Consider the following 19,558-nt stretch of genomic DNA (forward strand, 5'->3'; position numbering starts at 1 on the left):
ATAAAATGGGGGGATATCATGGGCTTGCGGCCGGACCTGGGCCACGCCTTGGGGGCGGGGTTGGTTTTCATCCTGGCGGGTGCGGCGTGCCTGCCGGCTCGTGCCCAGCCTCTGGTTTTTCCCGTCTATCGGTCCGAACCCGTGCGGTGCGGTGACCGGCAGTCCGCGAAGCCGGCCTATGCGCTGGCCCTGGGGACGTGGAATAGCGGGCGTCCGGCGTCCGGCGATGAAGAAAACATGGTCATTTGCGCCGTGAGCGCCGCGCTGGCCGGATATGCTCCGGCCGAAACGCTGCTGGGCCGTATTCTCAGCCATTCGCGCGAAACCGGCTGGGGCGCCATCATACCGGCGCAGCTTGTCGATTTCGAGGACGCGCTCTACTGGTACGGGCAAGGCGCCGACGGGGGCGACGGGCAGGGGGCGGCCGAAGCCGGGCGGATGTACGAGCAGGGTGCCGGAACGACGCAAAGCGACGAGAAGGCTTTGGCGCTCTATCGCCGGGCCGTGGCGTTGGGCTACAGGCCGGCGGCGGGCATGCTGGCCAGCCTGGAGCAGCGGCCGGCGCGGGTGGCGGCGTTCGAGGCGAAGGTGCTGGTAAAGGCGCAGGCTGGGGACGCGGTCGCCATGCGGGATGTCGCCAGAGCCTATATCGATGGAGACCCGTATCCTTTCGACATGGTGAAGGGGTTCGAATGGATGCGTCGGGCGGCTGAGGCCGGCAATACCGAAGCCATGGTCGTGCTGGCGCGAATGTACCGCGCGGGATCGGGCACGGAGCGCGACGACAACGCCGCCGCCGACTGGCTGATGAAGGCCTGGACGGCCGGAGCGCGCGGTTTTGCCGGTGATATCAACATGGTCTATTTCACCGGCAAGCTGGATGAGGCGCACAAGCGCCGCATGGAGGCGTTCAGCGCTGAATTCCACAAGAGCAAAAAAGGCGCGGCTACGGCTGCGCCCGGGGCGCCGGAAGCCGACGCGGCCAAGGCGGATATTCCGGCCCTTGAAAAGGCGGCCAGGGGCGGGGCTCCGGACGCCGTGTTCGACCTGGCCGTGGCATTGCTGGACGGCCGGTCGGGAACAGCCGATCCGTCGCGCGCACGGGACCTGCTCCTGCGTATTGCCGACCGGCTTCCGGCGGCGGACATGAACCTCGGCGACCTTTATTATACGGGCAAGCTGGGCAAGCCCGACATGGCCGAGGCGGCAAAATGGTACGCTGCTGCCGGGGCGATGGGAGACGGCCTGGGCGCGAAGAACGCGGCCCTGATATATCGCGACGGCGCCGAGGGCGTGCCGGCCGACAAGGTCATGGCCTATGCGCTGGCCTTGTTGATATTCGACGACGAAACCGGGATGCGCGCCGGACTGCGCGGGCAGCTGACACCACAGCAGCGGGCTGCCGCGGTGGCGCAGGCCTGCCGGCTGAAGCTGGAGCACTATCCGACATGAGGCGACGCAGAGACTGCAAAATGTTGAAACACCTGTCCTGTCTTGGTCTGCTGGCCTGCCTGGGAGGGCTGCCCGCGCACGCACAGGTCATGGCGGGGGCGTCCTTTCCGGTAAAGCCCTGGTACGTTACGATGAAGCCCGCCTGTGCGAAGTCCGGCGAGACGGCGGAACAGCAGTTTCGCGAAGCCGACCGCCTGTGGGAGCGGATGCCGGAACTGGGCGACACAGAGGCGCTTTATGTCTGCACGCTGGAGGCCGCTCTGGGCGGTTATGCGGCCGCGGAGACGCGGCTCGGCGAACTTTACGTCTATGATCGTGAGATGGCCATCGGCCACATTCCGCCGGTTCACAGGGATGAAGACGCCGCGCTCCACTGGTTCCGCAAGGCGGCGGACGACGGCGATGCACGCGGGGCGTTCATGGCTGGTCAGCTCTATGCCATAGGCGAGGGCGCGCCGCAGGACGACACCCAGGCGGCGGTCTATTATGCCCGGGCCATTGCCGGGGGCTATAAGCCCGCGTCGGCGGCGCTGGAAAAACTGAAGACGCGTGACGCACGTATCGCGGCGTTCGAGGCACGCTATGCGGCGAAAGCGGCGGGCGGGGATGCCACGGCGATGATGGCCTATGCCAATGCCTGCCTGGCCGGAGAGCCCCTGCGCTATGATCCCGCCAGGGGCGCGGACTGGGCGCGCAAGGCGGCGGAGACGGGCTCGGCCGATGCGCAGTCGCTCATGGGCGAGTTGTCCGTGCGGGGGCTGGGCGTATCCCATGACCTCGACGCAGCGGTGGCGTGGCTGATCAAGGCCGCGGACGGCAATGTCCACCGGCGGGACTACTACCTCACCTGGCTGCATGACGAGGCGGACGTCAGCGCCGGAAGCCGGGCGGCGATCGAGGCCGCCAGTGCGCGCGGCGTCCTGCGTGAGCTGATGAGGCCGTCCGAGAGGTTGAAGATCGTGGCGGCAACCGCGCCGGACGCCAGTGGCCGCGTAACGGTCGACATGTCCGGCCTGAGCGTTGCCGACGTGACGCGGCTGGCCGACAGCGGTGTGGTGGATGCCGATGTCAACCTGGGCCTGCGGTATCTGGACGGCAATGGCGTGCCGGCGGATCGGGCGGCGGCAAAACGGTGGTTCGAGCGCGCGGCTTTCCAGAACGCCGACGCCGACATGAACCTGGGGGACATGGCCTATACAGATACGCCGCCGGATGTACGCGGGGCGGCCGAAGCCTACGCGGTCGCCGGTTTGATGGGGGATGCGGTGGGCGCGCGCAACGCCGTAAAGCTGTATCGTCAGCTCGGGGAGCAGGTGAAGGCGTATGCGGCGGCGTTATCGGTCGACCAGCTGGACATGCTGCCGGCGACGGCTGACGTGAAGGCGCTGGACGCGGTCATGTCGTTCGAGGACCGGGCGCGGGGACTGCTTTATCTCAACGAGCAGAAGCGGATACACTACAAGTCCTTCAAATATTAGGGCGGCCGGGGTGTGATCGGACTTGCGCAAACGCGCATAATCGATCAACGGTTTGGCGGAGCGGACGCGTGTAAAGCGTCCGACCGCCAGAGGAGAGGCCCATGGACCGCCGTCAGTTAATCGCTTCGGGCGCCGCTTTCGCTGCCCTGGCCGGCGGCGCGTCCGCGCAGCCGGTGCAGGCGCCGGCCGCGCCGAAGCTGGAGCGCATCTATTACAACCCGCTGAAGTCGGCGGGGGATGTGAAGGACTGGGTCATGGAAGGCCAGGTCGGGCTCGATTTCGATACCGGCGCCATGCGAATGCATAACCTGGCTTCGGCAGACAAGGGGCAGGAGGCCAATTTCGTCTTCTGGTGTCCCGAGGTGTTCCCGGACGATATCGAGATCCGCTGGAATTTCACCGCGCTGGAAGAGCCGGGATTGTGCATCCTGTTCTTCGCGGCTCGGGGGATATTGCCGGGTGGCGGGGATTGCCACGTGCTGGACAAGCGTCTGAAGCCACGCGCCGGCGTGTACGACCAATATACCAAGTCGGATGTGTCGGCCTTGCAGATCGCCTATTTCCGTCGGCGCTGGCCCGAGGAGCGGGCGTTTCACCTGAGCAATCTGAGGCGGGCGCCCGGGTTTGAACTGCTGGCGCAGGGGGCCGATCCGCTGCCGGACGTCAAGGATGCGACGCCGCCGTACCGCATTCGTATGCGCAAGAGCCGGGCGGGGGTTCAGTTCTTCATAAATGACCTGAAGGTGGTCGAATGGGCGGCTTCGGGAGCGAATGTGCCGGGGCAGGGAAGCATCGGGTTCCGGCAGATGGCGCCGCTGGTGGCGAAGTATTCGGAGTTTGAGGTGTTTAAGCTGTAGATTTTCCTTCGCCTCGCTCACCCCACAAATGGGGAGGGCGAAGAAGATTTCTCCGTCCGGAACGGGCGTTAGGGTTACTTTTCTATGAATAAGCGGTGCGGGTTTGTGACGGTTCGTGTCACAATATAATCGCTTTGCGTGTGTTTCGGTCCGTACGCTATTACCGCTTCCGGGGGCGCATCTTCGGGGGAAGCCGTGAGACCGCTAAATCTTGGAATACACTACGAGAGCTTCATCCGCGACCAGCTGGCCGCGGGGCATTTCGACACGGTGTCGCAACTGATGTGCGAAGCCTTGCGTTTGCTGGAAGAGCGCCAGACCGGCGCGCCGACCCTGGCCGTGCCCGAGATGCGGTACGACGATGTAGAGACGCGGTCGGTGTTCGACCGCGTCCGTAGTCAGTTAAGGCTTCAGCCTTAGGTCAGGCCGAGCGGGCGCACCGGTCCTGGAGTTCGGTCTGGATATCGCTGCGGCGGTCGACGATGCTTTGCAGGCGCGACTGCATGACGACGACGGTCTCGTGGCGTTCGAGGGGTTCGCCGTACTGGTTGGCGCGCTCGATCATATGGATGCTGATGTCGATGCTCCTGTCGAGCTCATGGGCGGCGCCGAGCAAGGCTTTGCAGCCCTGGCGGGTGTCGCCGGCCTGGAAGGCGGTGTCGGCCGTTGCCACCTTGGCGTCGGCGGCCGCGACGCGGTCTTCGACAGCGCGAGAATCGTCCGGACGGATTTCAGCCGTGGCTGTGGACGCGGCGAAAACAGCGGCCGCGGACAGGAAAAGAATCGCTTTCATGGGTACCTCCCTCTTGTTGCCCCGAGGAGACGATAACCCTGTTCTGTCAATAAGGACAGGTGCATTTTTCGCGTAATGCGGAAATCAGGCGAGCAGCGGCGCGTCTTCCTCGGCGCAGATGGACGACAGGCTTTCGTCGAAATCCGCCAGAAGTTCTGCGTATTCGACGCCGTCGAGGCGGGGGGCCGATTTGCCTGCCGCCATGCGGTAGTTCCAGAACGAGCTGATGTGGTCGAGCACGGCCAGGCCTTCGCCCAGCTCGAAGAAGAGGGCGGGGCCGTCGAGCAGGAACTGGCGGAACAGCGAGGCGTCCTCGCAGCGCACCAGGGCGTCGTAGGCGTCGTCGTAGACGCGCAGGGTCTTGCCGAGGTCGGTGACGGCGCGGAAGATCTTGTCGATCATGCGCAGGCGGATATTGGTCAGGTATTCCGCCAGGGCCGGTTCGACGAAGCCGTGCGGGCGGAAGTCCATCAGGCCGCGCGTGACGCTGATCAGGTCCTTGTGGAGCTGGAGGTGGCGCCATTTGAAATATAGGAAGCCGCGCCACGAGAAGATGCCGTCGGAAAATTCGGCGTCCGACAGCTTGAGCGTCATCTTCAGCGGGTCGAGTTCGCGGTCGAGGTCGTGCGACAGGATTTTCGAGGCCAGCTTGACAGAGGCGTCGTTGACCTCCGCGCCGAAGGCCATCTTGACCAGCTTGGCGATTTCCTCGTTGGCGAAGGCGACCATGCGTTCGACGTCGGCGGGCGCGATCTTGAGGTAGCAGGGCGCGGGCTTGAAGCCCTGGCGGCCGATATATTCGCGCAGCAGGAAGGGGTCGAGCGACGGGATTTCGTCGAGCTGGTTGAGCAGGCGGATGTCGGCGTCCGAGCCTTCCGAGCCGCTGGAGAAGAATTCCCGGCAGAATTCGCGAAAGCCGCGCTGGCCGATGAAGATGGTGCTGCCGCCGAGCCTGAGGTCGTTGGCGTCGAAGGGCAGGATGATCTTGGTCGCTGTGCGGCGCTCGCGGTCGAACAGGTCGTTTTCGTTCGAGCGCAGGGTGTGCTTGACGATGATCGCCTTGTTGAGCTGCGGATTACGAAAGAAGGGCTGTTCGTTATAGCCGTCCTCGCCGCTGGACACGGCGGCGACGCGGGCCAGGTTGAGGATGCGGCTGGTCGAGGCCGTCTCGCCGAGATTGGCCAGGTTCCGGAATTCGCGCGGGACCTTGTTGCGCCCCTTGCTGGAGGCGTGAGGGTTGCGCGCGGCGGCAGCGACACGGGACATATACAGGCAATCCGTAGGCAGTAACGACAGCGCCGCGGGGCCGGAACCGGCTGTACGGCATAAGGCTACAGTACACCTGCGGTGGTTAAGTCTGATCTAAGGGATTGCGACCCCCGTGAAAAAAACTTACCGTCGGCCCGTCAAACGGGAGGGACGCCATGGGCGGGTTTTCGATTTTCCATTTGCTGTTCATATCGCCGATCCTTCTGGCGATGTATTTCGTGCCATCGATCGTGGCGCTGGCCCGCCGGCACAGGTCTACGGGTCTGGTGATCGTGCTGAACCTGTTGCTCGGCTGGTCGGGGATCGGCTGGATCGGCACCTTGATCTGGGCGATCGTGGGACAGACGAAAAGCGCCCGTCAATATAACGGGTAGCCCCCGATAATCGTGTAGACGCTGCCGTCTGGCGTCAGCTGGCTGTCGTAGAGGCAAAATTCGGTCACGGCGAAAGGCGGGCAGGCGAGGTCGCGTGTCCGATCGAGGAAGGTCTGGCAGTCGGCGCCACGGTTGAGGCGCGCCAGGGTGATATGTGGAATGTAGGCACGGGCCTCGGGGGCGAGGCCGGCCATGACCATGGCCGCCTCGATCTTGGCCTGCAGGCCCGAGAGGGCAGGGTTGGGCGCGAGCGCGGCCCACAGGGCGTTTTCGAAGGCGCCGCTGCCGGAGACGGTCAAGTCAAAGCGCGGATGGTCAATGGCCGCCAGGGCCTGGGCGATCCGGCCCGCCGTCTCGTCGCTGATATCGCCGATGAAACGCAGGGTCAGGTGCAGTTGCGCGGCCGTCTGCCAGCGCGCACCGGCAACGCCGTCCATGGCAGCGATGAGGCGCGTCTTGATGTCGGCGGGCGGATCGATGGCGACGAAGAGGCGGGGCATGCCGTCATCTATGCGTTTTCGTATGGCTGTAGTCCAGTCCCGGCGGATTTCCCCAAGGCAGCCAGCCCGATAGCCTGTCAAAAAGCAGGGAGGCTATCATGTTCGTAGGACATTACGGGGTTTCGTTTGCGGCCAAGCCCGCAACGGGGCAGGTGCCGTTGTGGGTGCTGTTCATCGCCGTGCAGTGGCTGGATTTCTGGTGGTCGGTCTTTATTCTCACCGGGGTCGAGCACGCACGAATCACGCCAGGCTTCACCGAGGCCAGTCCGCTCGATCTTTACGATATGCCGTGGTCGCACGGGCTGTTGGGATCGGTCCTGTTGTCGGTGTTGCTGGGCGCGATCGCGGCGATGGCGTTCAAGGGGCAGAGGTGGCGGACCTTCGTGGTCGTGGCGTTGGCGGCGTTTTCGCACTGGGTGCTCGACTTCGTGTCGCATCCGCCCGATCTGCCGCTGATCGGAGAGCATATGAAGGTCGGGCTGGGCTTGCGCGAGCATCGGTTGCTCAACCTCGGCGTGGAGATCGCGGTCCTGGTGGCGGGGGGAGTCGTCTGGACGCTCGGGGTGCGGCTGAGCGCCTGGCGTAAGGCGGCGATGTGGGGACTTATTGCCGGCCTGTCCGCGCTGGAGGTGGCGGGTGAGTTCGGTGTGTCGCCGGCAACCGCGCGTGACGAAGCCGTCGTGGCCCTGATTTCCTATATGGTCATTGCCGTCCTGGTGCGGCTGGTCGAGGGTAAAAGCAGACCGCAAGTATCCAATTGAAACTTATGGGGGATTTTTTAGGCTCCGACAAACATATGGTTTTTTTATTACGACAAACCCTAGCTAAGCCATTGGGGGCGCGATGCGCCAAACCCTGGCGGCGAGTCTCTGTCAGGGTGTGACGGTAAGGCTGGGTTTGAAAGGGTTACATGGCTGACAGTTCTCGGGATTTGACCGCTCGCAGGACGCTTCCCAAAGCGCCGACGGGTATCGACGGCCTTGACGAGATTACCGAGGGCGGTTTTCCACGCGGGCGGCCGACCCTGATCTGCGGCAGCGCGGGCTGCGGCAAGACCCTTTTGTCCATGGAATTCCTGGTGCTGGGCGCGACGCGCTACGACGAGCCGGGCGTCTTTTTCGCCTTCGAGGAAAGCAGCGAAGAGCTGAAGCAGAACGTGGCGTCTCTGGGTTTCGATCTGGAAGCGCTGGAGGCGGAGGGCAAGCTGGTCGTCGACCACGTCCATGTCGACCCGCAGGAGATCGAGGAAACGGGCGAATACGACCTGGAAGGGTTGTTCATCCGGCTGGGCTACCTGATCGATTCGATCGGCGCCAAGCGCGTGGTGCTCGACACGCTGGAGACGCTGTTCGGCGGCTTGCAGAACGAGGCCATCCTGCGCGCGGAATTGCGCCGCCTGTTCCGCTGGCTGAAGGACAAGGGCGTGACGGCCGTCATCACCGCCGAGCGCGGCGACGGCACGCTGACGCGGCAAGGGCTTGAGGAATATGTTTCGGACTGCGTGATCCTGCTGGATCACCGCGTCATCGAGCAGACTTCGACGCGGCGTCTGCGCATCGTCAAATATCGCGGCACGTCGCACGGCACCAACGAATATCCGTTCCTGATCGACGAGGACGGCTTCTCGGTCCTGCCGGTGACGTCGCTGGGCCTGGTTCACCAGGTGTCGGACGAGCGCGTGTCGACGGGCGTCGAACGGCTGGATACGATGCTGGACGGCGGCATCTATCGCGGATCGTCGGTGCTGATTTCGGGGACGGCGGGGTCGGGGAAGTCGAGCCTGTCGGCGCATTTCGCGCACGCGACCTGTGCGCGTAACGAGCGATGCCTGTACCTGGCGTTCGAAGAGGCGCCGGCCCAGATCAAACGCAATATGCGGTCGATCGGGCTGGACATGCAGCCGTGGGAGGACAAGGGTTTGTTGCGGTTCGTGGCGACGCGGCCGAGCTTCCATGGGCTGGAACTGCACCTGACCGAGATTCACAAGCAGGTGAAGGCGTTCAAGCCTTCGACGGTGATCGTCGATCCGATCAGCAACTTCGTAGCGGCGGGCAGCGAGAAGGAAGCGGCGTCGATGCTGCTGCGGCTGGTCGATTTCCTGAAGATGCAGGGCATCACGGCGGTTTTCGTCAATCTGACGAGTGGCAACGGTACGGTCAGCGCGGCGGCCGCGGCCGCCGAAGCGACCGACATGGGGATTTCGTCGCTGATCGACACGTGGATCCTGCTGCGCGACATCGAACTGGGCGGGGAGCGCAACCGCGGCATGTATGTGCTGAAGTCGCGCGGGACCAAGCACTCCAACCAGATCCGCGAGTTCGTCATTTCGGAACACGGCATCGACCTGAGGGATGTCTATGTCGGCCCCGAAGGCGTGCTGACCGGATCGGCGCGTATCCAGCAGGAAGCCCGGGAAATGGCGCAGCGGCGGACGCGTGAGCTGGAAAGCGAAAGCCGCGGCCGGACGCTGGAACGCAAGCGCAAGGCGTTGCAGGCGCAGATCCTGGCGCTGCAGGCGGCGTTCGAAGCCGATGCCGAGGAGGCTGCGCGGCTTGACGACGAGTTCCAGGAAAGCGAGCGCATTTTCGAGGCGCAGCGTGATGACATGGCGGCCCGGCGGGGCACGGACAAGGAGACTATCTGATGACCGACCTTTCCCGTCCCTTCGAAGACACCCTGCACATGGAAGGCGATGCCAACGAGCATTTCCAGCTCAGGCTCTACGTCGCCGGGCAGACGCCGAAGTCGGTGCGCGCCTATGAGAACCTGAAGAAGATTTGTGAAGAGCACCTGGCAGGGCGCTACACGATCGAGATCATAGACCTGATGAAGAACCCGCAACTGGCCAAGGGGGACGAGATCGTCGCGATCCCGACCCTGGTGCGCCAGCTGCCCCACCCCATCCGCAAGATCATCGGCGATCTCAGCAATACCGAGCGCGCCCTGGTGGGATTGCAGATCAAGCCCGCGTAAGAGTCTGCGATGCCAGATACCCGTGCGCCCTCCGACATGGAGGCGCTTACAGTCGAGATCGGCCGGCTTCGCCAGGAGCTGGAGGAGAGCCGGGAGACGCTGCGCGCCATCCGCAGCGGCGAGATCGACGCGGTCGTCGTCGAGGGCGACGACCAGACGACGATCCTGACGCTGGGGCCGGCCGAGCAGACCTATCAGTTGATCGTCGACCAGGTGCGGCACCCCACGGCGCTGTTGACGCGCGACGGGACCATTTTGCAGAGCAATGCCCAGTTTGCCGAGCTGGTGCAGCGTCCGGACAATTCGCTGACAGGCCAGCCGGTTCAGGACATGGTGGCGCCGGCCAGCCTGCATGCGATGGAAGTCCTGCTGCGTGACGGCCAGATGCGCGAGATCGAACGCGACCTGATCGTGCGCACGGCCGACGGGCGGAATGTCGCCGCTTCGTTTTCGGTCCGGCCGCTGAAGGACAATCCGACCGGACTGTGCCTGATGCTGACCGACCGGACAGCCGAGCGCGAGCGCGAGCGCCTGGTATCCGAGGAAATTCTGGCGCAATCGATCCTGGAGCAGGTCGGCGACGCCGTTGTCGTCTGCGACCGGGAAGGCCGCGTGGCGCGCTTTTCCCGGGCCGCGGCCCGGCTGGCCGGAGCGGACCTGAGCAACCGCACCGTCGATGACGGCCTGCCGTTGCGGGCACCGGTGGACGGGGAGCTGAGGCCGCTGACCTTCGCGATGATCGTCGCGGCGCCGGAGACCAAGAGCTGGGAAGTCGTGCATACGGGCGTGGACGGGCGCGACAATCACCTGATCCTGTCGGCCGGTTTTCTGTTCGCCAAGGGCGGAGCGGTGCGCGGCGTCGTGCTGACCTTTACCGACATTACGGCGCGCAAGAAGGCCGAGCGGGCGCTGGAAGTCGCCGACCGGCGCAAGACGGAGTTCCTGGCGATCCTGGCGCACGAGCTGCGCAATCCGCTGGCGCCGATCAGCAACGGCATCCGGCTGCTGGCGGCCGAGGGGGTCAGCGTCGAGGTGCAGGACAAGGCCTTGGCGCTGATGGACCGGCAGGTGCGCAACATGGTGCGGCTGGTGGACGACCTGATGGACGTGTCGCGCATCACGCGCGGGACGATCGAGCTGAAGCGCGAGCGTGTGCGGCTGGCCGACGTGCTGCGGGTGGCGGCGGAGACGTCGGAGCCGCTGGTCGCGCAGTTCGGCCATACGTTGCGACGGGATCCGGTCGATGAAAATATCTGGCTGGAAGGCGATTTTACGCGGTTGACGCAGATTTTCTCCAATCTGCTCAACAATGCCTGCAAATACAGCGAGCGCAATCGCACTATCGAGATCCTGGTGGCGCGTGAAGCCGGACGGGTTGCGGTGCGCATTACCGACCAGGGTATTGGCATCCGGCCGGATATGCTGGAACGCATTTTCGACATGTTCACCCAGGTCGACGACTCGCTGGAGCGGGCCCACGGGGGGCTGGGCGTTGGCCTGACCCTGGTGCGCAACCTGGTCGACATGCATGGCGGCACGGTTTCAGCCGAAAGCGCGGGATCGGGGAAGGGAAGCATTTTCACGGTTTCCCTGCCGGTCGCGGACGGAGCCGCGACGGATGCGTCGATTGAGGGAGAGGGCGCCCGCGAAGCCGGCAGTCTTCGCATTCTGATCGTCGAGGACAATCCGGCGCTGGCGCAGACCTCGGGCTGGCTGGTCGAAACCATGGGGCACGATTACCGGCTGGCGCATAACGGCGGCGATGCCGTGACCCTGGCGGCCGAATACCGGCCGGACGTGGTGCTGCTGGATATCGGGCTGCCGGGGATGAACGGGTACGATATCTGCCGGCTGATGCGGCAAAAGCCGGAATTGCAGGACACGCTGTTCGTCGCCCAGACAGGCTGGGGGCAGTCCGAGCACCGCCAGATGGCATCGGATGCGGGGTTCCATCACCACATGGTCAAGCCGGTCGACTACGACAAGTTGCAGGCCGTTCTGGACGGGTTCGTGAAGGACCGGCAGGCGTAGGGCGCAGCGGCCGGCCGGGGGGTATGCGGAACTGGTGCAGGCGGGCCGATAACCGGCGTCATGACACACGCCGTTCTCAAAATCCGGTCCATCAAGGCCTCCGAGTGGATCGACAAGGCCTGGACGCTGCTCCAGGCGCACCGCCGCGAATTGGCGACCAATCCCGACATCATGGAGTTGAAACCGCGCCGCGACCGCTATGACGCGCTGGAAGCGGCCGGCATGATGGTGTCGCTGGGGCTTTTCGACGGTGACAGCCTGATCGGTTATTCCGTCAATATTGTCGACGCCAATATGCATTACGGCGATCTGGTCGTCGGGCAGAACGATCTTCTGTTCGTTCACCCGCGCTATCGCAGGACCCAGGACGGATTGGCGCTGATCCATGCCACGGAAGACGCGGTGCGGGCGCGTGGCGCGCGCATGATGCTGTGGCACGCCAAGGACGGTACCGCGCTGCAGGCCATGATGCCGCAGCTTGGCTATCGCATTCAGGACATCATTTTCTCAAAGGTGCTGTGATGGGTATCGCCCCCACTCTGTCCGCCATCATCGGCGGCGCGACGGCCGTCGGCCAGACCGTAAACGCTTTCCAGCAGGCCGGACACATGAAGCGCGCGGCCGCCAGCGCCGCCAAGGCGGCGCAGGACCAGGCAGCCGAACAGCAGCGCGCCGTCAACAAGGCCAATGCCCGCAAGCCCGATATCGCCAACATCATGTTCGGCAACCAGCAGGGTGTTTCCAATACCAACCTGACCGGTTCGGCCGGTGCTCCGGTCGGTGCATCGAGCATCGGCAGCAACACGCTTTTGGGGCAATGAGATGAGCGAAACTTCCGACACGGGATGCCGGGACGGGTTGAGCGGCAAGGCGCGGATCGTGCGCCGGCTGAACCTGCTGAAGTCCGAGCGGGCAGGGTGGCTGCCCATGTACCAGGATCTCAGCGACTACATCCAGCCCTATGCGGGCCGGTTCTATGTGGGTGACCGCAACCGGGGCGAACTGCACCAGTTCAACAACATCATCGACGACTGCGCCACCGAGGCGCTGGATATCCTGGCGGCGGGTTTGATGGGTGGGCTGACCAGTCCGGCACGGCCCTGGTTCCGGCTGGGCGTCGGCGACCCGAAACTGCGCGATGACCACGACGTAAAGGTGTGGCTTGCGGAATGTCAGCGGCTGCTTTTGGATATTTTCGCCAAGTCGAATACCTATCTGGCGCTGCATAATGTCTATTATGAGCTGGGTCTGTTCGGGACGGCGTGTTCGGTCGTCATGGACGATTTCGATACGGTAATCCACCATTACACGTCGCCGGTCGGCGAGTTCTGCCTGGCATCGGATTTCCGGGGGCGGGTCAATACGCTGTACCGCGAATTCCAGAAGACGGTCGGCGAGGTGGTGCGCGAGTTCGGCTACGATAACTGTTCGCCGGCGACGCGGGCCTTGTACGATCGCAATTCGCTGGATGCCTGGGTAACGGTCTGTCATGCGGTGGAACCGCGCGAGGATCGCGATCCGGATCGCAAGGATGCGCGTCACAAGGCCTGGCGGTCGACCTATTTCGAGATGCGCGGCGACGACAAGACGCTGCTGCGCGACAGCGGGTTCGAGAGCTTGCGCGTTCTGGCGCCGCGCTGGCACAAGACGGGCGGGGATATTTACGGGCGGTCGCCGGGTATGCGGGCCCTGGGCGCGGTCAAGCAGTTGCAGCACGAGCAGTTGCGCAAGGCGCAGGGCATCGACCAGCTGACGCGGCCGGCGCTGCAGGTGCCGATGGCGCTGAAGGGGGGCGAGGTCGATATGCTGCCCGGCGGCGTGACCTATGTCGATGCGGGCGGTCCACAGGCCGCCGTGCGTAACCTGATGGAGGTCAGCATCGACCTCAACCACCTGTTGGCCGACATCGAGGACACGCGCCGGCGCATCCGGGCGGCGTTTTACAGCGACCTGTTCCTGATGATTTCGGGCGCTTCGGATGTCCAGAAGACGGCGGCCGAGATCGCAGAGCGGCATGAAGAAAAGATGCTGGTGCTGGGGCCGGTGCTGGAGCGGCTGGAGTCGGAGCTGTTGCGGCCGCTGATCGACATCACGTTCGAGCGCTGCGCCAAGGCCGGGATTCTACCGGAGCCGCCTGAGGTGCTGCACGGCCTGCCGCTGGAGATTGAGTACATTTCGGTGCTGGCTCAGGCGCAGCGCATGATTGCGACCAATGGGATCGATCGCTGGGTCGGCGGGCTGGGATCGGTGGCGCAGTTCAAGCCGGAAGTGCTGGACAAGTTCAATGCCGATCGCTGGGCGGATGAGTACGGCGATCTGCTGGGTGTGCCGCCGGACCTGATCAACAGCGACGACGATGTTGCGCAGGCACGGCAACAGCGCGCCCAAGCCCAGGCGCAACAAACCCAGATGCAGCATGCCGGCATGATGGTCGATGCGGCTTCGAAGCTCGGCAAGGTGCCGACGACCGGCGGCAATGTCGCGTCGGATGTGATGAACCAACTGACGGGCTACGGCTCGAATTCTTAGATGGAGACTTGATATGCCTCTTTCCCTAGCTGTTGAAAAACTCGATGCGGGAATGACCCAGCCGATTACGGGTGCGGCGCCTGTAACACCTAGTGATAATACTGATCTGGCGAATGGCCCTTGTCGCGCAATCTGGGTCGAGGGTGCTGGCGTAGTCAAAATGACATTGGCTGCTGGTGACGTCGTAACTTTAACGCTCGGCGCTGGCTTTGCTCATCCGTTCGTTGCCACTCGTATTTGGTCGACTGGTACCACTGCCACTGGCGTTGTGGTGCTTTACTGATGCCTGGGATCGGTGTGGGAATAGGAATTTCCAGTAACCCGAGGCGGTGGACGCCACGCTGGTTAGGGGCATCTACTTTGGTTGCCGATTGGGACGCATTGACACCTTCCAGTCTTGGCCAATCATCAAACGCCGTATCAATCTGGCGGGATTTAAGTGGAAACGTTCGCGACCTTAGTCAGGCAACTTCCAATAAACAGCCTACGTTCGTGGCGCAGTCAAAATCTGGAGGAAGTGCTGGCTATGCACGAATTACGTGCCCAGATCTCCCTTATTCCGTAAGTGGAAAGGGTTTTACCTGTACAGGACTGGCACGCGGCCGCGACGGAACATGGTGGGTGGGAAATGGCGGGCGAAACCTGGATACCGATACAACGTATTATTCTGGGGTGGTGCAGTTGAGCGCCGATTTCAGCACCGTACTGAGGACGGTTTATATGTCGTCGTTCAGCCCTTCTACATTAACGGACATACAGGGGGTGGCCGTTGATTCCGTTGGTCGCGTCGCGATGGCCCACAGAGGCGACAATACGATCTATATAGTTGACCCGGTGAGCGGTTCACTATTGGAAAAATTTACGCCAGCGCCGGCAATGAATATCAATGGACTAGCATATGATCCGACACAAAATGCTTGGGTTATAATTGTTGAAGACGACGGCGGAGCGTCTCCACAGAATATCCGATGGTACAAGGTTTCGGATCAATCCCTAATATCTAGCAAAAACATTGCCGTTCCTGGCTCATATTCGGACCATCTGTTTGTAGACATTTATGGAAACGTATATGTCTCTTCCGGCCCAAATCTTTCCAAAGGTTTGATCACGAAATTTGATCAGAACGCCAACAACTTCTTGAATCAGTGGGTAACTGACGCGGACTGCATTGAAGGAATATATACAGATGATGGGCGGACTTTTTGGATATGCAATGATGCCTATCGGCATGGTGGCGTGCACGGTCTGAATGAATTTATGAAGGCTGACTTGGTCGTCGTGCCAGGTATTCGATCGAATGTTGCCGCAGACACCAATATGACGTTCAATATGTGGGCTGCTGGAGTAAACGCGATGTTTACCTCAGCGAGTACGACTGTTGGTACAAATCATATCGGAGCGACCGGCACAACCAGATCATCAGGTGCCGTATATGATCTCACGGTTCCGACATTAGTAGGCTATCTCTGGACATCAACTGGTTATACTTTTTACAGTAACGGAGTTCCGGTCGCGAATGGATCGGGGACAATGCTAAGCAGCGGAGCTATCTTCGCCATGATTTGCGCTACGAGTTCGGGTGAAAACGGAGGCGGACGGCTGTTCGACAACGGTGTTCTCCTTAACAATGCCGCCCTAAACCGAGCGGTAGACCTTGATCTAAGCAGCTTGCAGGTACTTACGGGAACCGTCTCGGCGGATTTGAGGCAGCGTATGGAGGGATATGTAGCGCATAGGTACAATCATAATATGACTCTGCCTGATGGGCATCCATATAAACTGACGCCACCAATGCTCTGAGGCCTACCGCAGTTGCACAATATGTGCTTATGTGCGGTGGGACGGAGTGGGATATGTCAAAACAGGTCAATGTGCCCTTACAGGGTTTGCGTGGTATCGCGGCGCTTCTGGTTGTGATTGACCATTCTATCCTTCGCTTTTGCGATCACGCGCCGGCTTATAAGTGGCTGGTCCCATTCGCCGGAGACATGGGCGCTTTCGGCGTCCAGGTCTTTTTCGCAATATCCGGCTACATCATGGTCGCAACGACCTGGGAGCGATTTGCTCAACCAAGATCGCCAGGCAAGTTCGCCGAAGCACGCATAAAGCGCATTGTGCCAACTTATTACATTGCCACGTTAATTGCGCTTCCCGTTCTTATATTTTTGGCCGGGCAAAGCTTTACCCCGGCAAATTTTGTCCGAACATTTCTCTTCCTGCCCGATCCCTCCTCGAAGGGCGGAGATAGCATGAACCCGATTTTGCAAGTCGGCTGGTCCCTTAATTGCGAAATGTTCTTCTACGTAATTTTTACCATCGGCCTCTTTTTCCGCCGCTGGCTAGGGCTGACAATCACCTTTGGAGGAGTCTTAGCAGTTTTTTTGGCAGGTATGGTGTGTGAAAAGGTCATGGGCGAGCGAGCGCCACAAGAACTACTTTTTTATGCTCAACGAGTAATGCTCATGTTCCCTCTGGGGATGGCCTTGGCCGTTGCGGAAAGAAAGAAGTGGCTTCCCGAAGCTGCACAACACGTTCCTTCTGAAGTCGTCATGATCTTGGGATTACTGCTCGTCGTTATATTTAACGTCATTATGCCGAACAAGTATCCGATTTGGCGAGCAGGCATCTCCTTTCTCGTAAGCGCAGGAGCTGTCTTGTCATGTATCAATGCTAAACGTCCCGCTTGGCTGATGAAATGGGAGCTTTTTCTTGATGGCGTAGGAGACAGATCGTATTCGATTTACTTATTCCATCTTATCGCCCTTACCGTAGCCGTGTCAGCTTTCAGAGGTGTGTTCGGCGATGGTAGCTTGTGGCAAATCCCTGTAACGGGACTTATCGCAGGCGTTATAGGCTACTGGTCTTATTCCCTATTTGAAGCTCCCATTCGCAAGGTATTAGCATCGAAACCGGTGAAATCGAAGCCACTTAAAGCGGTTGCGGAATAGCACCATCCATGTCAGCGAACAGGTATTTGGGGGCTTGGAACTACCGTGTTCAAGAGTAATCCTTTGAGTATAATTTCTTCCGGTAAGTTTGCTCGGTTGTGGGTCAAATTACTGTAGTTGTATTCTCTTCCCGCCGACGGCAATGCAATTTTTACGCATACCACTACTTAGGTATCAGTGTGCTAAAGTAGATCAGAGTCGTCCGGTAACTATGCTATCTGATCGATTTAGTATGCCTTTTGGCAAATCGACATTTAAGCGGGCGGAACAGTTTGCCTAACAGGCGCCCAACTGCAGCATGACTTCGGTAGGTCACTCAATGTGAGTTGCGGGCCTTCGATGCCCACCTTTATCCCACAATTTTTTGACATCGAATTTGTAGAAATTTTTTCGTGCCGATTCTTCAATCACACGATAGGTCACGCCGCTCAGCAGGATCACGATAGCGACGAAGATCAAGGCCACACCGTCCATCAGCAGTCGAGGGCCGAACCAGATCACTGTCGTGTCACCGGCGAGTTTGAATATAGGCACGTGAAATTTGCCTGAAATCACCCGCAGCCCGCTCATAACAAATTCTATCAGCACGAAGTGCAGCAGATAGATCGAGTACGAGGTCTTTCCGAGGTATTGCGGAAATCGCATCATGGCCATTTTCGAGATCGCGCCGGATTGTCGCGAAAAGACAAGGATCACGATAGCGAAAGCCAGCGGAGCAACAACTGCCTGCAGCGGGATGGACAGAAAGAACATCGAAAAAAGCATCGTTACAGCCAACACCTCGGCAGTCGTGTTGGACCGCGCGACAAGGCCTTTGCGAAAAGCCAGAAAAGCGAGGGAACCAACCATGAAATCGAAGATGCAACTGATAAAACCATAGCCTTCGATAATCCGGAGCTTGTGCGGAGGCAGGCCGAACCAGACCATGGCCGCGCCCGAAGCGGCAACAACAGCGATGGCCACCCAGGCGTAGATCTTGTCGCGGGCGGCACAGAAATAGAAGATCAGGTACGTGTAGAACTCCGCGCTGATCGACCAGCTGGGAATGTTCCATGTGAAGTCTTTGAAAAAGCCCACACCGTTCAGCATAAAGACACCGGCAATGAGCGACGGTATGTCATTGGCTCCTGAGAAAGGGGGCTGGCCGCTGTTAAGATGGGCAAACCTGAGCGTCAAAAGCTTGGCAAACTCAAGACCCACTAACAAAGCGAGCATTACGATATGGAGCGGCCATATGCGCCCGAAGCGCCGGACAACGAATTCTGGAAAATCAGGATTTTGCCGCACCTTGTCCAGGTAGGCGCTGGTGATCACAAAGCCGGAAAGCACAAAAAAGAAGTCGACTCCGTAGCTCGCATTTCTGACCAGGGGCAGATCGTAAAAATAGCCGTAGGTTGAAAAATGATAGAGAACGATGACGACGGCGAAAAAGCCGCGAAAAGCGTCAAGGGCTTCGAATCGGTGCTTTGTCGCCGATGCCATGGACCGTACCCTTTGCTGAGATATGCTGGTACGGTATTGCCGGAAATATTGCGTTGCAATATTTTCTTGCGCGTCTGACGTTAATGTTACTGCGCCGCAACACGGCGCGGCTATACGAACAGATTGCCTGCCCTCCATAGGCTAAGCTCTAGGTCAAGGTTTTCTCGCGCCGCGCTTTCCAGGCGGGCAAACGCCTGGGTCAGGAATATCCGGTCCTTCGCCAGCGTCGGTTCCAGGAAGAGTTTGGCGCGGCCGGCAGCGTAGGCCTCGGCGCCGTAGATGGGTTCGTATTCGGCGCGTACGCCCTGCGCGTACGCCAGGTAGTCCGGCCATGGCGCGCCCAGAACCGACATGTCGATATCGAGCAACAGGTTTGCATCCAGATCCTCGGTGGCGTTGTGGTGTCTGGTCGCCTCAATATGCCCAGCAGCGCGAGCGAGGCGCGCTTCCGGCAAATATCCTGAAAGACGGTCGAGCAGCCGTGCGGCGCTTTGGGTTTCGTTGTCCTGGCGCGCCGGGTCGTAGACCAGGTCGTGGTAGACCAGCGCCAGTTCAGCAACCTGGGCATCGTCGAACTGGCCGCGATGGCTGTCGAGCGCCGAGAGGACGGCCTCGATATGCGTCAGCGTGTGATAGTGGCGGTGTGGTTCGCTGTAGGCTGTTTCGAGTTCCGACCACGCGGCGCTCATGACCGCAGCCGGTAGCTGCAGGTCGTTTGCCAGATGCATCCAGCGGGTTTTGACGGCTTCAGCGGGCGAGGGCGAGGGCATGAATGCCGTTTTAGGCCGAATCTCAGCGGCTAGAAAGAGCGCCTCTGCATCAGGATGGGCAGGCGGGTAGGGTGGTATGCGGAGCTGAATTGCGCGCCAGTA

20 protein-coding genes are annotated in these 19,558 nt (G+C 61.1%); 15 read left to right on the plus strand and 5 right to left on the minus strand.

The window, feature by feature from the left end; all coding sequences use genetic code 11:
* Positions 1-18: 18 nt before the first annotated feature.
* The 4 genes from AB8717_RS10145 (at position 19) to AB8717_RS10160 (ending at position 4,207) form a co-directional block, all read left to right on the plus strand.
* Entirely contained in the window at positions 19-1,452 is a 1,434-nt protein-coding gene (locus tag AB8717_RS10145; RefSeq protein WP_443747216.1) for a tetratricopeptide repeat protein, read from the plus strand.
* 20 nt (positions 1,453-1,472) lie between these two features.
* Entirely contained in the window at positions 1,473-2,930 is a 1,458-nt protein-coding gene (locus tag AB8717_RS10150) for a hypothetical protein (protein WP_443747217.1), read from the plus strand.
* Between the two features lie 101 nt (positions 2,931-3,031).
* The gene (locus tag AB8717_RS10155) at positions 3,032-3,787 is read left to right on the plus strand and encodes a DUF1961 family protein (RefSeq protein WP_443747218.1); all 756 of its coding nucleotides are present in this window, start codon (positions 3,032-3,034) and stop codon (positions 3,785-3,787) included.
* 195 nt (positions 3,788-3,982) lie between these two features.
* Positions 3,983-4,207, plus strand: coding sequence for a type II toxin-antitoxin system ParD family antitoxin (locus AB8717_RS10160; RefSeq protein ID WP_443747219.1), 225 nt, complete (start codon positions 3,983-3,985; stop codon positions 4,205-4,207).
* A gap of 1 nt (position 4,208) precedes the next feature.
* Here the strand turns inward: AB8717_RS10160 and AB8717_RS10165 are convergent, their stop codons facing one another.
* Both AB8717_RS10165 and AB8717_RS10170 read right to left on the minus strand, forming a co-directional pair.
* Positions 4,209-4,580 (minus strand): hypothetical protein, encoded by a 372-nt coding sequence (locus AB8717_RS10165; protein ID WP_443747220.1) that lies wholly within the window; start codon positions 4,578-4,580, stop codon positions 4,209-4,211.
* A gap of 84 nt (positions 4,581-4,664) precedes the next feature.
* Entirely contained in the window at positions 4,665-5,846 is a 1,182-nt protein-coding gene (locus AB8717_RS10170) for a hypothetical protein (RefSeq protein WP_443747221.1), read from the minus strand.
* Between the two features lie 158 nt (positions 5,847-6,004).
* Here AB8717_RS10170 and AB8717_RS10175 point away from each other — a divergent pair, with 158 nt between their 5' ends.
* Entirely contained in the window at positions 6,005-6,223 is a 219-nt protein-coding gene (locus AB8717_RS10175) for a superinfection immunity protein (RefSeq protein ID WP_443747222.1), read from the plus strand.
* On the opposite strand, the gene thpR is transcribed toward AB8717_RS10175, so the two are convergent.
* Entirely contained in the window at positions 6,208-6,723 is a 516-nt protein-coding gene (gene thpR, locus AB8717_RS10180) for an RNA 2',3'-cyclic phosphodiesterase (RefSeq protein WP_443747223.1), read from the minus strand. The genes AB8717_RS10175 and thpR overlap by 16 nt on opposite strands.
* Positions 6,724-6,821: 98 nt before the next feature.
* Between thpR and AB8717_RS10185 the strand changes: the two genes are divergently transcribed.
* The 10 genes from AB8717_RS10185 (at position 6,822) to AB8717_RS10230 (ending at position 17,204) form a co-directional block, all read left to right on the plus strand.
* The gene (locus AB8717_RS10185; protein WP_443747224.1) at positions 6,822-7,484 is read left to right on the plus strand and encodes a hypothetical protein; all 663 of its coding nucleotides are present in this window, start codon (positions 6,822-6,824) and stop codon (positions 7,482-7,484) included.
* A gap of 149 nt (positions 7,485-7,633) precedes the next feature.
* A complete protein-coding gene (gene kaiC / locus AB8717_RS10190) occupies positions 7,634-9,367 on the plus strand; it encodes a circadian clock protein KaiC (RefSeq protein WP_443747225.1) in 1,734 nt (577 codons plus the stop codon).
* Positions 9,367-9,696: a circadian clock KaiB family protein gene (locus AB8717_RS10195; RefSeq protein ID WP_443747226.1), complete on the plus strand. Its 330-nt coding sequence runs from the start codon at positions 9,367-9,369 to the stop codon at positions 9,694-9,696. Before kaiC ends, AB8717_RS10195 begins: the two co-directional genes overlap by 1 nt.
* A 9-nt stretch (positions 9,697-9,705) precedes the next feature.
* Complete coding sequence (locus AB8717_RS10200) at positions 9,706-11,727, plus strand: hybrid sensor histidine kinase/response regulator (RefSeq protein WP_443747227.1); 2,022 nt, start codon at positions 9,706-9,708, stop codon at positions 11,725-11,727.
* 60 nt (positions 11,728-11,787) lie between these two features.
* The gene (locus tag AB8717_RS10205) at positions 11,788-12,249 is read left to right on the plus strand and encodes a GNAT family N-acetyltransferase (RefSeq protein WP_443747228.1); all 462 of its coding nucleotides are present in this window, start codon (positions 11,788-11,790) and stop codon (positions 12,247-12,249) included.
* Positions 12,249-12,548 (plus strand): hypothetical protein, encoded by a 300-nt coding sequence (locus tag AB8717_RS10210; protein ID WP_443747229.1) that lies wholly within the window; start codon positions 12,249-12,251, stop codon positions 12,546-12,548. Before AB8717_RS10205 ends, AB8717_RS10210 begins: the two co-directional genes overlap by 1 nt.
* 1 nt (position 12,549) lies before the next feature.
* Positions 12,550-14,256 (plus strand): portal protein, encoded by a 1,707-nt coding sequence (locus AB8717_RS10215; protein WP_443747230.1) that lies wholly within the window; start codon positions 12,550-12,552, stop codon positions 14,254-14,256.
* Positions 14,257-14,269: 13 nt separating this feature from the next.
* The gene (locus AB8717_RS10220) at positions 14,270-14,539 is read left to right on the plus strand and encodes a spike base protein, RCAP_Rcc01079 family (protein ID WP_443747231.1); all 270 of its coding nucleotides are present in this window, start codon (positions 14,270-14,272) and stop codon (positions 14,537-14,539) included.
* Positions 14,540-14,616: 77 nt separating this feature from the next.
* Positions 14,617-16,056, plus strand: coding sequence for a hypothetical protein (locus AB8717_RS10225; RefSeq protein ID WP_443747232.1), 1,440 nt, complete (start codon positions 14,617-14,619; stop codon positions 16,054-16,056).
* Positions 16,057-16,109: 53 nt separating this feature from the next.
* The gene (locus AB8717_RS10230) at positions 16,110-17,204 is read left to right on the plus strand and encodes an acyltransferase family protein (protein ID WP_443747233.1); all 1,095 of its coding nucleotides are present in this window, start codon (positions 16,110-16,112) and stop codon (positions 17,202-17,204) included.
* A gap of 312 nt (positions 17,205-17,516) precedes the next feature.
* On the opposite strand, the gene AB8717_RS10235 is transcribed toward AB8717_RS10230, so the two are convergent.
* Both AB8717_RS10235 and AB8717_RS10240 read right to left on the minus strand, forming a co-directional pair.
* Positions 17,517-18,686, minus strand: a complete 1,170-nt coding sequence (locus AB8717_RS10235) for an acyltransferase family protein (RefSeq protein WP_443747234.1) — start codon at positions 18,684-18,686, stop codon at positions 17,517-17,519.
* Positions 18,687-18,796: 110 nt separating this feature from the next.
* The gene (locus AB8717_RS10240) at positions 18,797-19,456 is read right to left on the minus strand and encodes an HD domain-containing protein (protein ID WP_443747235.1); all 660 of its coding nucleotides are present in this window, start codon (positions 19,454-19,456) and stop codon (positions 18,797-18,799) included.
* Between the last annotated feature and the right edge of the window lie 102 nt (positions 19,457-19,558).

This window comes from Asticcacaulis solisilvae (assembly GCF_052327315.1).
Classification (GTDB): Bacteria; Pseudomonadota; Alphaproteobacteria; order Caulobacterales; family Caulobacteraceae; genus Asticcacaulis; species Asticcacaulis solisilvae_B.